Source organism: Stappia taiwanensis, assembly GCF_014635285.1.
GTDB lineage: Bacteria > Pseudomonadota > Alphaproteobacteria > Rhizobiales > Stappiaceae > Stappia > Stappia taiwanensis.
On the sequence record NZ_BMCR01000005.1, the window covers coordinates 80036 to 93785 of the forward strand.

A 13750-nucleotide genomic window follows, 5' to 3' on the forward strand; every position below is an offset into this window, starting at 1 on the left:
AAAAGCGAAAGGCCCGCACCGTCACAGCCGACGGGCGGGCCCTCTGTCATCTAGAGGCCTGATAGCGCGCCGGAGGGCGTCAGCCCTTCACGGCGGCGGTGATCAGGATCTCCACCTTGTAATCCGGCGTTGCCAGCCGGGATTCGCCGCAAGCGCGGGCCGGCGGATTGGCCGGGTCGACCCAGGCATCCCAGACCGCGTTCATCTCGGCGAAATCATCCATCGACGCCAGCCAGATGGTTGCCTGCAGCAGCCGCGACTTGTCGGAGTTCACCTCCGCCAGCAGCGCATCGATCCGCGCCAGAATGGCCTCGGTCTGCTCGGTCACGCTGGCGCCGGGCTTGCCGACCTGACCGGCCAGCCACGCGACACCATTGTGAACCACGGCCTGGCTCATACGGGCGCCCGGTTCGATGCGGGTGATATCGGACATCAGTTTCAATCCTTCTTGAGGTCAGGCACGTGCAAGACGTGCAGGGGAAAGCGCCGCCAGCAAGGACGCTGGCAGATCAGGGGTTTGCGACAGGCACAGCGCGGCGGCCAGTTCCGACAGCACCGGCGAGGTCTGGATACCGTACCCCCCTTGCCCGGCAAGCCAGAAGAAGCCGTCCGCCTCCGGGTCGAAGCCGACCACGGGCGTGCGGTCGGCGGTGAAGGTACGAAGGCCGGCCCAGCTCCGCTCCACCCGGGTTACCGGCACGGTCATCGCCTGTTCGTAGCGGTGCAGCCCCTCGGCCAGCACCATGTCTTCCGGCCAGGCGTCATGCGGCTCCACCGGATCCTCATCCGCCGGCGAGACCATCAGCTTGCCCGCCTCCGGCTTGGCGTACCAGGTCTCGCTGGCACTGACGAGCGCCGGCCAGCCGGTCACGTCGCAGCCTTCCGGCGCCGGCAGGATCGCTGCAGAGCGGCGCAGCGGCACCAGCCCGGCCGGGCGCACCCCGGCACGTTCGGCGACGGTGTCCGCCCAGGCACCCGCCGCGTTGACGAGGATCGGCGCGGCATAGGTCTCCCCGCCCGCCTCCACCTGCCAGACACCGCCGGTGCGGGTGATGTTCATGGCCGGAGCGGAAGCGACGACCCGCGCGCCGTTGTGCCGCGCCATCCGCGCGTAGGCCTGCAACAGCCGGTCGACGTCGATATCCTGCGCCGCCCGCTCCAGCGCGGCAGCCACCACATACTCAGGGTTCAGGATCGGGAACATCGCCACCGCCTCGGCGGGGGTCAGCCGCTCCAGCCCGTCGGAGCCATCAAGGTAGCTCTCCAGATCACCTTCCTCGCCGGCGGTGGCGACCACCAGTTCCCCGCGCGGGGTCAGGAAGGGCGTGTCGGAGAGGTCTCCACCGGTCGCCAGCAGCGGTTCGGAGGCCGCGTTCAGCGCCCGCAATGTGGCGTTTCCGTAGTTCTTGATGAAGATCGCCGCCGAACGGCCGGTCGCATGCCGGCCGATCACGTCCTCGCTCTCCAGCACCACCACGCTGGCCGATCCGGACAGGCGCGCCGCCACGCCGATTCCGGCGATCCCGCCACCAATCACCAGGATATCCGCTGTCGTCGTCATTCCGCTTCGAACCCCTTCAGGAAACTCGCCAGGTTGTCGCCAAGCTCCGGCGCAAGATAACCGCCTTCCTGCACCAGCAGCGTCGGCAATCCAAGCCCGCCAATGGCTGCGCCGATCCGCCCGAATCCCCCGGTGGTGATCGCCAGCCCCTTCAGCGGATCATTCTCATAGGCATCAAGGCCCAGCGCGACAATCAGAACGTCCGTGCCGAAAGCGCGAATATGCGCGAACGCCGTTTCCAGCGTCTCCAGATAGGCGTCATCACCGGTGCCGCGCACCAAAGGCAGGTTGAGGTTGGCGCCGCGCCCGGCGCCTTCGCCCCGCTCCGAGGCATGGCCCCAGAAGAACGGGTAGAACCGCACCGGATCGGCATGGATCGACACGGTCAGCACATCGCCGCGCTCATAGAAGATGCCTTGCGTGCCGTTGCCGTGATGCACGTCGATATCGAGGATCGCCGGCCGCAGCCCATGGGCGCGCAGCCGTTCGGCGGCAATCGCTGAATTGTTGAGAAAGCAGAACCCGCCGGCCAGATCGGCAAAGGCATGGTGCCCCGGTGGCCGGCACAGGGCATAGGCGGAGCGGGCGCCGCCGCGCATCAGATCGGCGCCGGTGATCGCGGTTTGCGCCGACCAGTAGGCTGCCTCCCAGGTTCCGGCGGAAATCGGACAGGAAGTATCGGCCTGATGGAAGCCTGCCTGGCCCGCCGCCGAGCGCGGGTAGCTGGCGGTGCGCCGGTCCGGATGGATGTTGGGGATCACCTCCTCCGACGCGCCCGCAATGCGGCTCCAGCGGGTGTGGATCGTTTGCAGGAACACCAGGTATTCTGGCGAATGGATGGCGGCAATCGGCCCCATCCCGTGATCCGCCGGCGCGGCGATGTCGCAGCCGGCCGCCTGCGCGCCCGAAAGAAGCGCGGAGATCCGCGCCGGCTGCTCCGGATTGGCGAGCAGCGCGCCATTGGCCATGAAGTGCTTGGGATCGTGCTGTTCCTGGCGCTGGTCGAATATCGCTTTCATGGCTCCCCCGTCAGTCCGTCGAAGTGAAGATGATCGAGACGCATCACCGTCTCGCCGGTCGTCGGCGCGAAGCCGAGCCGGTCGTAGAACGCCCGGGCACGCGGACTGTTGTCATAGACCGACAGTTTCAGGAACTTCACGTTCCAGTCCGCCGGCGCCGTCTTGATGGCAGCGGCGAGAAGGCGCGGCCCGAGCCCCGCACCGCGCGCCGCGTCGGACACCCAGAGATCGGACACATAGAGCCCCGCCCCGCCCGACACGGTGGAGAACATCGGCGAGCACAGCAGCGCCCCGACCACGGCGCCCGCCTCCGTTTCCGCCAGGAGGCCGCGCAGGATCGGCGAGGTGCCGAAGCCGTGGCGCACAAGGTCCTCCGGCCGGGTTCCATGCGGGTCGCCAAGGTCGTGCGAGAGCTGCGCCAGCGCGTCGTTGAACCGGCCGGCATCGGCCTTGGCCGCCAGCCGGATGGAAATGCCATTGCATGTCATAGGGAAATCTTGTCCGCACCTTTCAGGCCGAGCATGGCGCGCGCCTCCGCAGGGCTCGCCACCGTCCGGCCGAGTTCCTCCACGATTGTGCGGATCTTGCGAACCTGATCGGCGTTTTCCCGCGCCAGCTCGCCGCGACCGATGAACAGGCTGTCCTCCAGTCCGACCCGCACATGCCCGCCCATGGCCGCCGACATGGCCGCGAAGGGCATCTGCTGGCGACCGGCGGCAAGCACGGAGAAGATGTAGCTGTCGCCGAACAACTTGTCCGCCATCTTCTTCATATGCGCCAGATTGTCCGGATCCGCGCCGATGCCGCCGAGAACGCCGAACACGAACTGGATGAAGAACGGTGGCTTGACCAGCCCCCGGTCGGCGAAGTGGCGCAGCATGTAAAGATGCCCCACGTCGTAGCACTCGAACTCGAACCGGGCACCGCGCTGCGCGCCCAGCTCGTCGAGCACCCGGGCGATGTCGCGCGGCGTGTTCTTGAACACCAGATCGTCCGAGCCCTCCAGGAACGGTTGTTCCCAGTCGTGCTTCCACTCCGTGTAACGGGCGGCCATCGGATAGAGCGCGAAATTCATCGTGCCCATGTTCAGCGAACACATTTCCGGCGCCACCGCACGCGGCGCCGCCAGCCGGTCATCCAGCGTCATCACCGCGCTGCCGCCGGTGCTCAGGTTGATCACCGCCGCGCTCTCCCGGTGGATGCGGGGCAGGAAGCCCATGAAATCCTCCGTCCGGGCGGACGGGGCCCCGGTTTGCGGATCGCGGGCATGCAGGTGCAGGATCGCCGCCCCGGCCTCGGCGGCAGCAATCGCCTGATCGGCAATCTCCGTGCCGGTCACCGGCAGATGCGGCGACATGGTCGGCGTGTGGATCGACCCGGTCACCGCGCAGGTGATGATTGTCTTGCTCATGGGGCTCAGGTCCTTCAGGCCGCATCGGTCAGGTGCGGCGCCACCTCGGCGACGAACTGGTCGAGCGTCAGGGTCAGCACCGCGACGATCTCTTCCACCTGCGCCGGGGTGGTGATCATCGGCGGACAGACGAGGAAATGATCGCCCGAGTACCCGCCCCGGGTGCGCCGGGAATAGATGATCAGCCCGTTTTCGTAGGCCAGCTCCACCAGCCGGTCATAGGCTTTCAGCTCCGGCGGCAATGGCGCCATGGTGCCCCGGTCGGCCACCAGTTCGAAGGCGAGCAGCAGCCCCTTGCCGCGCACATCGCCGATGATCGGATAGCGGGCGGCCAGCTCCTCCAGACGGCTTTTCAGCAGTTCGCCAACCACGGCCGCGTTACCGGAAAGCTGCTCCGTCTCGATTTCCTCCAGCACCGCGAGCCCGGCGGCGCAGGCCAGCGGATTCCCCGCGTAGGTGAAACCGTGCAGGAAGCCGCCGCCATCCAGCACCGGCTCGACGATCCGGTCATGGGCGATCATCGCCCCGAGCGGCGCATAGCCGGCGGCAAACCCCTTGGAGACGACCAGAATGTCCGGATCCGCGCCGAAATGCTCACCGGCGAAGAACCGTCCGGTGCGCCCGCCGCCGGACATCACCTCATCATGGATCAGAAGCACGCCATAGCGGTCGCAGATCTCGCGGATACGCCGCATGTAGCCGGCCGGCGGCACCAAGGCACCGGTCGAGGCCCCGCCCACCGGCTCGACGAGGAAGGCCAGCACGGTTTCCGGCCCTTCCGCCAGAATCCGCGCTTCCAGCATGTCCGCATAGTGATGGCCGGTCGCCTCACTGTCCGGATCGAGCCCGTCGAGATAGGCGCGCGGCGCCGGGATCTTCGGCATCGGCCGCATCATCGGCTCGAAGGGTGCGACCAGCGGCGCATAGCCGGTGAGCGCCAGCGCCCCGAGGGTACAGCCATGGTAGCTCGGCTCGCGCGAGATCACCTTGCTGCGCTGCGCCTGGCCGATCGCCACCGCGTATTGCCGCGCCAGCTTGATGGCGCTTTCCACCGCCTCCGAGCCGCCGGAGACGAAGAACACCTTCTCCAGCCCCTCCGGCGCCAGCATCGCCGTGCGCGCGGCCAGCCGCTCCGCCGGTTCGGTTTCGAAATGCAGCCGGTAGCCGAAGGTGGATTTTTCCATCTGCCGGCGCATCGCCTCCAGCACCCGCGGATTGGAATGACCGATGTTGCAGACCATGGCGCCGGAGGAGCCGTCGATGTAGCGCCGGCCCTCCACATCCCACATGTAGATACCCCGGGCGCGATCAAGCACCGGTCGGCGGTTGCGGCTCTGGTAGAACAGATGGCTCTTGGCTTGGGTCGTCATTGCGTGGATCCGGCAAGGAGGGTGCAATCACGCGGGCGCAGGCGGAGCGAGACCCGCTCCCCTTCCGCGAATGGATGGCTGTCGATCATGTTGATCGCCTGAAGCTGCACGTCGCCGACGCGCAGGAAATAGCGGGCCGCGAGCCCCTGATAGTCGACCGTCTCGACCAGCCCGTCGAGGATCAGATCGTCGGCGTCATCCGGAGCCGTGCCCGCCGTTCCGGCAGGCTCCAGCTTCAGCTTTTCCGCCCGCACGGCGAGCTTCACCGGCCCCGGCCCCGCAACCTGCGGCGCCCGCTCGCGCGGCAGGGTCAGACGGCCGACACCGGGCCCTTCCACCGTCACCCCGTCGCCATCGACGGCGAGGCAACGGGCCTCGACAATGTTCGAGGCGCCGAGAAAGCGGGCAACGAACTCGGTCGCCGGCGTCGTGTAAACGTCTTCCGGCGCGCCGGTCTGCTCCACCCGCCCCTTGCTCATCACCACGATATGGTCGGACAGGGCCAGCGCCTCGGACTGGTCGTGGGTGACGAACACGGTGGTGATGCCGACCCGCTGCTGGATCCGCTTCAGCTCCACCCGCATATCCTCACGCAGGTTCGCATCCAGCGCCGACAGCGGCTCATCGAGCAGAAGCACGTCCGGTTCGATGACAATCGCCCGCGCCAGTGCGATGCGCTGTTGCTGGCCGCCGGAAAGCTGGCCCGGATAACGCGACCCGACATCGGGAAGCTGCACCAGCTCCAGCGCCTCGCGCACCCGCCTCTCCCGGTCGTCGCGGGAGACCCCGCGAAACTTCAGGCCGAAGGCAACGTTCTCGGCGATGGTCTTGTGCGGAAACAGCGCATAGTTCTGGAACACCAGCCCGAGATTGCGCTTGTGGATCGGCACATCGTTGACGCGCCGGCCGGCGATGGTGATATCCCCCTCGCTCGGATCGAGCAGGCCGGCGATCATCCGCAAGGTGGTGGTCTTGCCGCAGCCCGAAGGGCCGAGCAGGCTGACGAACGCTCCTTCCGGGATGTCCAGCGACATGCGCTGAACCGCGGTGAAACTTCCGAAATTCTTGACGATATTGGTGAGACTGACGGCGCCCACGGGCGATCTCCGATCCGGTCCTTGAGGTCAGCCGGTGTCCCCACGTGCGCAGCGGCACGCGGGAACACCGTTGGTGATGCGATGGCGTCAGTAGCCCTTCTGGATGCGGCTGAAGGCCTTCGACCATTTCTGTTCGTTGCCGTTCCAGTAAGCCGGATCGGCGAAGGTCAGCCCGTCGAGCGTACCGGTCGGATCGAAGGCCGGCAGGGTCGGGATGATCTTGCCCAGCTCGACCTTGTTGGGATCGAGCGCCGGCGGATAGCTTTGCCCCTCGGCAACGGCGATCGAGGTCTCCTTCGCCAGCATGAAGTTGAGCAGTTCTTCGCAGGGCTCCATCGGCGAGCCCTTGATGACGAACAGGCATTCCTGCCAGCCAAAGCCGTTCGGCGGGTCCATGTAGCCAATGTCATGCCCCTGCTGCTGCAGGGCATGCACCCGGCCGGACCAGGCTTCGGTAACGTAGATTTCCTCTTCCGCCAGAAGGCTCATCAGCTCCGCACCGGAGCTCCAGTATTTCAACAGGAGATCGCGGTGGGCGCGCAGCGCGTCCCAGATCGCATCCATGTCGGTGGCCCCGTTCGGGTCCTGCCCGGTCTGCAGCGAGGCGTACCAGATGCGCGTGCGCCAGTCGCTCCAGCCGGCGATCTTGCCCTTGAAGCGCTCGTCGAGCAGGATCTTCACGCCCTTCTCCTTCATCTCGTCGTCGGAGATGTACTTGCGGTTATAGGCAAGCCCGGTGGTGCCATAGTCATAGGGCACGCAGGAGAGCGAGCCGTCGGTCACCTTGCGGAACACATCCACCAGCTTGGGGATCACATTGGCAAGGTTCGGGATATTCTTTTCGTTCAGCGTCGAGCTGAGGCCGAGCCCGTGGTAGCGGGCATAGTCGAACACCCCGGACAGATGGGCGATGTTGTATTCGCCCGGCTGGCTCGCCTTGACCCGCGACAGGAACTCATCGCCGCCGCCGAAGGTGCCATCCACCACCTTGATGCCGCTGGCCTTGGTGTAGGGGTCGAAGGCGTGCTTGCGGAACGCCTCGGAGACCACCCCGCCCCAGCCGTCGAAGCGCACCTGCTCGGTGGCCGCCAGCGCATGGCGGGCGAAGGGCGTCTGCACGCCATAGGCCAGACCGGCGGCGCCGATCAGCCCCAGGAAGGAACGCCGGTCGATGCCGCCGTTCATGTACCTTTCGCGCAAGCGTTCGTAGCGTTTTGTATTGTCCATGGTTTTTCCCTCTCTGGAATGGGATCGCTTCTCGGCGGTTGCCCCTTTGACCGGCGCGGTTCTATCCGCCGCGCTTCATGGCCATCCGCCGGGCAATGGCAATACCGAGAAGCGGCAGGCCGGCGGTCAGCACGATCATCACGGTGCCGAGCGCGTTGATCTCCGGCGAGATCGAGTTGCGCAGCATCGCGAAAATCTGGGTGGGCACGGTTTCCACGCCACCAGGCTTCCAGAACAGCGTTCCGGTGATGTCGTCGAAACTGATGGTGAAGGCGAACAACATGCCGGCGAGCACCGCCGGCGACAGCAGCGGCAGCGTGATCTGGAAGAAAGTCTGCACCGGGCTGGCGCCAAGGCTCATTGCCGCTTCCTCCACATCCCGGCGGATGCCGACGAGGCGGGCCTGCACCACCAGGATGACGAAGGGCAGCGTGAAGATCACATGACCGGCCAAGAGCAGCGCAAAGCTCTTGTTGACGGCGAGTGCATTGAGGAACAACAGCAGCGCCACCGCCAGCACCACCTCCGGCACCAGGATCGGCGCGATCAGCAGCGTGGAGATCATGTTGCGGCCCGGCACCCGGTAGCGCACCAGCGCAAGACTCGCCAGAACGCCGATGGTGGTGGAGATCACCGCCGTCAGCAGCCCCAGCACGATGGAGGTGCGAAAGGCACGCAGGATCGCCTCGTTGCCGGCCAGTTCCGCGAACCAGCGCAGCGACAGGCCCGTCATCGGAAAGCTGCCGAACTGACTGGCGTTGAAGCTCAGAAGCACGACCACCGCAATCGGCAGGAACATGAACAGATAGACCAGCACGGTCCAGCCGCGGATCAGTGCCCAGCCCATCAGCTCAAGCCTTTCATCAGTTGCGCCATGCCAAGGAAATGGTTGTAGAGCAGCACCAGCGCACCGAGCACCGCCAGCAGCATCAGCGAAAGGGCGGAGCCCATCGGCCAGTCGAGCTGGGTGATGATCGCCTCGAACACCAGATTGGCGAACATGGCATCGCTCGGCCCGCCAAGAACGATCGGCGTGATGTAGGTGCCCGCCGCCAGCACGAAGCACAGCAGCCCGCCGGCGGCCAGCCCCGGCAGTGACAGCGGCAAGGTCACCTCCAGGAACGAGCGCCAGCGCGTCGCCCCGAGCGAACAGGCCGCGTCCTCCAGCGTCGCGTCGATACCATCGAGGCTGACGAACACGTTCAGCACCATGAAGGGCAGCAGGAAATGCACCAGCCCGAGGACGACAGTCGCCTCATTGTAGAGCATCGGCAGCGGCTCGCTGATCAGCCCGAGCGCCATCAGGCCGGAATTGACCGCCCCGGACGCGCCGAGAATGTTGATCCACGACATGGTGCGGATGATGTAACTGATCCAGAACGGCAGCATCAGCAACAGGAGCAGAAGCGCCTTGTTGCCGCGCGAGCGGGCGATGAAATAGGCCGCCGGATAGCCGGTCAGCGCGCAGACGATGGTGGTCACCGCCGCGATCTTCAGCGTGTTGAGCAGAATGTCCCGGTAGAACGGATCGAACAGCGCTTCGCGCCAGTTATCGAGGAAGAAGCCGGCCTGGTCGGCGCCGGTCGCGGTGCGCAGCCAGAAGGAATAGACCAGGATAAAGCCCAGCGGCACCACCAACAGCAGCGCCACCGCCGTGATCGCCGGCGTGAGCAGCAGAACCGGCTGCCGCGCCTCGCGTTCCTCCAGTGACATACAACCTCCCCGTTTCTTGAAAGGAAGGTGACACCCGCGCTACCATTGTTCAAATAGATAATCCCAATCATGGATATCGTTTTCATCAATGACTCAATCATCCCCGCCCCTTTCGCCCGCCGCCACCCGCCGCATCGCCGAGCAGCCGCCGGAGCGGCTGGCCCGCGATCTCGACTGGAACCTGCTGCGCACCTTTCTGGTCCTCGCCGAGGCGGCCAGCATCACCGATGCCGCCGACCGGCTGGGGCTGAAGCAGCCGACCGTCTCCAGCGCGCTGAAGCGGCTGGAAGACCGGCTCGGCAAGCGGCTGATCGACCGCTCTCCCGGGCATTTCCAGCTCACCCGGGCCGGCCAGCTGCTGCACAAGGAGGTGGTCGACATTCACGGCGCGGTGCTGCGGCTCGGCACCCTGATCCGCGATGTAGCCGACGAGGTGCGCGGCCATGTGCGCATCGCCATGGCCAGCCATGTGATCTGCCCGCTGTTCGACGCGGCGCTGAACGCCTTTCACACCGCCCACCCGCACGCGACCCTGTCGATTGACATTTCCGCCAGCCGGGAGGGGATAGCTGCAGTGCTTGCCCGGCGCGCGTCCATCGGCGTCTGCCTTGTTCATGACAAGAGCCCGAAGCTGGAATACCGCCGGCTTTACCGGGAGTTCTTCGGCCTGTTCTGCGGCCCGAGTCATCCGCTGTTCGGCCGCGAAGGGCTGACCAAAGCCGATCTTGTCGGCCATTCCTCGGTCAGTTTCGTCACCGACCAGATGAGCGATGCCTTGCGGCCGGTCACCCTGATGCGCGCCGACGCCCAGTTGGAGGATCAGGTGGTGGGCACCTCCGCCCATCTTGAGGAGGTGCGCCGGATGATCATCGCCGGTCTCGGCATCGGCCCGCTGCCGGTGCATGTGGTCCGGCGCGACATCGAGGACGGCCTGTTGTGGCCACTGCCGCCCTATGACGCCATGCCGGCCATTGACGTGCATGTGGTCTGGAACCCGAAGGCGGTGATGAACCGGGCAGAGGCCGCGCTTCTGGAGGAACTGCTGCGGCGGATCGACGAAACCCCCATCGCCGAGCGCACCTACGCCTAGAAAACCCTAGGGAAGCGGCGCGTCAATCCCCTCCATGAAGGCCCGGACGGTGTGGCTGGGGCGGCGGGTGGCATGGCGCAGAAGGAAGAACGGCCGCGGCGCCAGCGGCAATTCGATTGCCGCCAGCGTGCCGAGCCGGATCGCCGCATCGGCCACCAGCCGCGACAGAACCGCAGCCCCCGCGCCAGCTTCGACGGCGGCACGCACCGCCTCGTTCGACGGCAATTCCAGGGCGATCTGAAGGTCGGCGAGCGCCAGTCCGACGCTGGCCGCCAGCCGGTCGAGCATCACCCTTGTGCCGGAGCCAGGCTCCCGGGTGACGAAGGTCAGAGACATCAGCGCCGCTGCATCGACGGCCGGCATCCGGGCGAGCGGATGATCCGGCGCCATCACCAGCACGAGCCGATCCTCGCCGACCCGTTCGGGCAAAAGCCGGGGATCGGCCACCGGCCCCTCGACGAAGCCGAGCGCCGCCCGCCCCTCCGAAACCCAACCGCGCACCTGCTCGGTGTTGCCGATGGTCAGACCGATGTCGATGCGGGGATAGGCGGCGCGGAACCGGCAAAGCCGCTGCGGCAGCCAGTAGTTGGCAACCGTCTGACTGGCGGCGAGCTGCAAGGTCCCGCGCTTCAGCCCGGCGAGATCGGCCAGCGCCTCCTCCGCCGCCCCGGCACGGGCGAGCACCGCCCGCGCCTCATCGAGGAATACCGTGCCCGCCTCGGTGAGGCGAATGCCCCGGCCGACCCGGTCGAACAGGGCCACATCGTGGCGCGCCTCCAGTGCCGACACCGCCGCCGAGATGGTCGACTGGGTCAGGTTGAGCGCCTCCGCCGCCCGGGTGACATGCTCCCGTTCGGCGACCGCGACGAAGATCCGCAACTGCTCCAGTGTCATGGCCTGTCCCCGTTTGGCCCGGACCCTAGCCCGCCACCAGATGGACCAGCAACAGGCTAACCACGGCAATGAACAGGGAAGCCGCCGCGCCGAGGATAAAGGGCCTTGGTCCCCGGGCCCGCAGGCTGGCGATATCCGTTTCCAGCCCCATCGCCGCCAGCGCCAGCGTCAGCAAGGCCGTGGTGACCAGATTGGCGCCCTCGCGGACGAGAACGGGGATATCGATGATACTCGCCACCACCACCATCGCCACGAACCCGGCGACGAACCACGGGATCGGCACACCGCCGGTTTCCGCGCTGCCGCCGTTTTTCCGCGCGCGACGGCGAACCATCAGCCCCAGCCCGAGCACCATCGGCGCCAGCAGCATCACCCGCGACAGCTTGGCCACCGTTGCCGCCTCGCCCGCCTCCGGCCCCACCTGGAACCCGGCGGCGGCCACTTGCGCGATTTCATGGATCGAGGCACCGGCCCAGATGCCATAGCCGTCCGCGTCAAGGCCGAGAACGACCGGCAGCAAGGGATAGACGAACATCGCGATGGAGCCGAAAACCGTCACGCAGGCAATGGCATAGGCAACATCCGCCTGGGATGCGCGGCTGACCGAATTGGCCGCCACCACCGCCGAGGCGCCGCAGATCGAGGTGCCGCTGGCAATCAGTTCGGCCAGGCTCCGGTCGACGCCGATGCGGGCACCGAGCCAAACAGTGAAGGCGAAAGTCGCGACCAGCGACAGCGCCACCACCAGAAAGCCGGCACCGCCGAGACCGAGCACATCGGCCAGGGTCAACTGCAGCCCCAGGAGGATAACCGCGAAGCGCAGCACCCGGCGCATGGCGAACACCACCCCCGGTCCGGCCCGTGCCGGAAGGCCGACGGTGTTGCGGATGACCATGGCCAGGGCAATGGCGATGATCATGGGACTGAAGGAGGATAAACCGGGCAGATGCCGGGCTGCATAGGCAGCGGCGGAAATTGCCGCAACCAGCGACAATCCGGGCAATAACGCGAACAATTTTTCGAAGATTTGCGCCATCCGCCCGCGTTCGGCGATCGAATCCGTCCTGCTCATGTCGACCTCTCGTTGTACCGAAAGGCAACATGGCAGGCAGGAAACGTTCGAACAAACGGATTATTTCGCTCAATTCATTCGCATGGAACGATGAATGAATGAGGCGACAGCGCTGCCGCCGGTTACATCACCGGCATCACCGGGGTGATCTCGGCGGCGTTCTTTGCTGAAGCGGTCTCATAGGCCAGGATCGCCCCGGCAAGATCCTCCAGCGCGGCGCCGACCGACTTGAACAGGGTGATTTCGCTGTCGCTCTGCCGTCCCGGCGCGGTGTTCTGGCACAGGTCGAAAAGGTCGGCCTGAATGTCACTCTCGTGCAACGTCCCGGACATCAGCGCCTGGACGATATCCCCGCCCTCCTTCATCGCCCCGGCCCTTGTGTCGACAAAGACGCGGGCGCGGGCAACAGCGGCATCGTCGCTCTCGCGCATGCTCGGCTTGAACGCCCCGACCAGATCCACGTGGCAGCCGTCGGGCAGCCAGTCGCCATGAATCAGCGGCGTTTCCGACAAGGTCGCGGCGCTGACGATATCGGCCTCGCGCACCGCCGCCTCAAGATCCGGCGCGGCCACGCAATAGATGTCGAGGGCTTCGGAAATCTCCGCGGCCGCCGCCTTGGCCTTTTCCAGGTCCCGGCCCCAGACCGAGATCCGCGACAAGGGCCGCACCGCCGCATGGGCCGCCGCCAGATTGGCCGAGAGCCGGCCGGTGCCGACGATCACCAGATGCCGCGCGTCCGCCCGCGCCAAATAGTCGGCGGCCAGCGCCGAGGCGGCGGCGGTGCGCCGGGCGGTCAGCTCGCCGCCGTCGACCAGCGCCAGCATCTGCCCGGTGCGGGCATCGGACAGGCAGTAGCTCGCCATCACCGCCGGCAGATCGCGGCCCCCATTGCCGGGAACGACGGTGGCGAGCTTGACGCCGAGATAGCGCCCCGGCACCCAGGCCGGCATCAGGAGAAGGGTTCCGTCCGCCTCCCCCGGCACCTCGAAGTCATGGTGATGGCGCACGGGCATTTCGCAGCCATCGCGAAACATGGTCCGCAGGGCCTCGATCAGCGGCGGCCAATCGAGCGCGTCTCGCGTGGCATCCTTGTCGAGTTGCAGCATGACATGTCCTTTCAAGGGATTCGGGATCGGAAGGCGGCAGCGATCATGACCGCAGGCACCGCCCCGGTCCAGTCACGCAGCCCAGTCATCCAGTCCGGTCACCCAGCCCAGTCGGCCTCAACTCTGGCGAGAGGCACCCGGCGCAGGGCGCGATCCGGATTTTTTGGCGGAAAACCGTTTGCGCACCCGA

The 13750-nt window shown here is 66.6% G+C and carries 14 protein-coding genes; 1 reads left to right on the plus strand and 13 read right to left on the minus strand.

Translation table 11 applies throughout. The annotated features are described in order from the left end of the window. Positions 1 to 79: 79 nt before the first annotated feature. The 10 genes from IEV83_RS12995 to IEV83_RS13040 all read right to left on the minus strand — a co-directional run bounded on the left by IEV83_RS12995 (position 80) and on the right by IEV83_RS13040 (position 9398). On the minus strand, positions 80 to 433 hold the full coding sequence (locus IEV83_RS12995) for a RidA family protein (protein ID WP_181759917.1): 354 nt from the start codon (positions 431 to 433) through the stop codon (positions 80 to 82). 21 nt (positions 434 to 454) lie between these two features. Further along, a complete protein-coding gene (locus IEV83_RS13000; protein ID WP_181759916.1) occupies positions 455 to 1561 on the minus strand; it encodes an NAD(P)/FAD-dependent oxidoreductase in 1107 nt (368 codons plus the stop codon). After that, positions 1558 to 2580 (minus strand): histone deacetylase family protein, encoded by a 1023-nt coding sequence (locus IEV83_RS13005; RefSeq protein WP_181759915.1) that lies wholly within the window; start codon positions 2578 to 2580, stop codon positions 1558 to 1560. The genes IEV83_RS13000 and IEV83_RS13005 overlap by 4 nt, the downstream gene beginning before the upstream one ends. Next, on the minus strand, positions 2577 to 3068 hold the full coding sequence (locus tag IEV83_RS13010) for a GNAT family N-acetyltransferase (protein WP_181759914.1): 492 nt from the start codon (positions 3066 to 3068) through the stop codon (positions 2577 to 2579). Before IEV83_RS13010 ends, IEV83_RS13005 begins: the two co-directional genes overlap by 4 nt. Beyond that, positions 3065 to 3991, minus strand: coding sequence for a 3,5-dioxohexanoate:acetyl-CoA acetone transferase (gene kce, locus IEV83_RS13015; protein WP_181759913.1), 927 nt, complete (start codon positions 3989 to 3991; stop codon positions 3065 to 3067). The genes IEV83_RS13010 and kce overlap by 4 nt, the downstream gene beginning before the upstream one ends. A gap of 14 nt (positions 3992 to 4005) precedes the next feature. Further along, positions 4006 to 5361 (minus strand): aminotransferase family protein, encoded by a 1356-nt coding sequence (locus tag IEV83_RS13020; RefSeq protein WP_181759912.1) that lies wholly within the window; start codon positions 5359 to 5361, stop codon positions 4006 to 4008. Then, complete coding sequence (locus IEV83_RS13025; protein WP_181759911.1) at positions 5358 to 6458, minus strand: ABC transporter ATP-binding protein; 1101 nt, start codon at positions 6456 to 6458, stop codon at positions 5358 to 5360. The genes IEV83_RS13020 and IEV83_RS13025 overlap by 4 nt, the downstream gene beginning before the upstream one ends. A gap of 87 nt (positions 6459 to 6545) precedes the next feature. Then, positions 6546 to 7685 (minus strand): extracellular solute-binding protein, encoded by a 1140-nt coding sequence (locus tag IEV83_RS13030; RefSeq protein WP_181759910.1) that lies wholly within the window; start codon positions 7683 to 7685, stop codon positions 6546 to 6548. 61 nt (positions 7686 to 7746) lie between these two features. Beyond that, positions 7747 to 8532, minus strand: a complete 786-nt coding sequence (locus tag IEV83_RS13035) for an ABC transporter permease (protein WP_181759909.1) — start codon at positions 8530 to 8532, stop codon at positions 7747 to 7749. After that, a complete protein-coding gene (locus IEV83_RS13040; RefSeq protein WP_181759908.1) occupies positions 8532 to 9398 on the minus strand; it encodes an ABC transporter permease in 867 nt (288 codons plus the stop codon). Before IEV83_RS13040 ends, IEV83_RS13035 begins: the two co-directional genes overlap by 1 nt. Positions 9399 to 9486: 88 nt before the next feature. On the opposite strand from IEV83_RS13040, the gene IEV83_RS13045 reads away from it, so the two are divergent. Then, positions 9487 to 10488 carry a LysR family transcriptional regulator gene (locus tag IEV83_RS13045; RefSeq protein WP_181759907.1) on the plus strand — a complete coding sequence of 334 codons (1002 nt, stop codon included), beginning with the start codon at positions 9487 to 9489 and terminating at the stop codon, positions 10486 to 10488. Between the two features lie 6 nt (positions 10489 to 10494). Here IEV83_RS13045 and IEV83_RS13050 read toward each other — a convergent pair whose 3' ends face one another. The 3 genes from IEV83_RS13050 to lhpI form a co-directional block, all read right to left on the minus strand. Next, positions 10495 to 11382 carry a LysR substrate-binding domain-containing protein gene (locus tag IEV83_RS13050; protein ID WP_181759906.1) on the minus strand — a complete coding sequence of 296 codons (888 nt, stop codon included), beginning with the start codon at positions 11380 to 11382 and terminating at the stop codon, positions 10495 to 10497. Between the two features lie 25 nt (positions 11383 to 11407). Continuing rightward, a complete protein-coding gene (locus IEV83_RS13055) occupies positions 11408 to 12454 on the minus strand; it encodes a YeiH family protein (RefSeq protein ID WP_181759905.1) in 1047 nt (348 codons plus the stop codon). Positions 12455 to 12576: 122 nt separating this feature from the next. After that, positions 12577 to 13560, minus strand: a complete 984-nt coding sequence (gene lhpI / locus IEV83_RS13060; protein ID WP_181759904.1) for a bifunctional Delta(1)-pyrroline-2-carboxylate/Delta(1)-piperideine-2-carboxylate reductase — start codon at positions 13558 to 13560, stop codon at positions 12577 to 12579. Between the last annotated feature and the right edge of the window lie 190 nt (positions 13561 to 13750).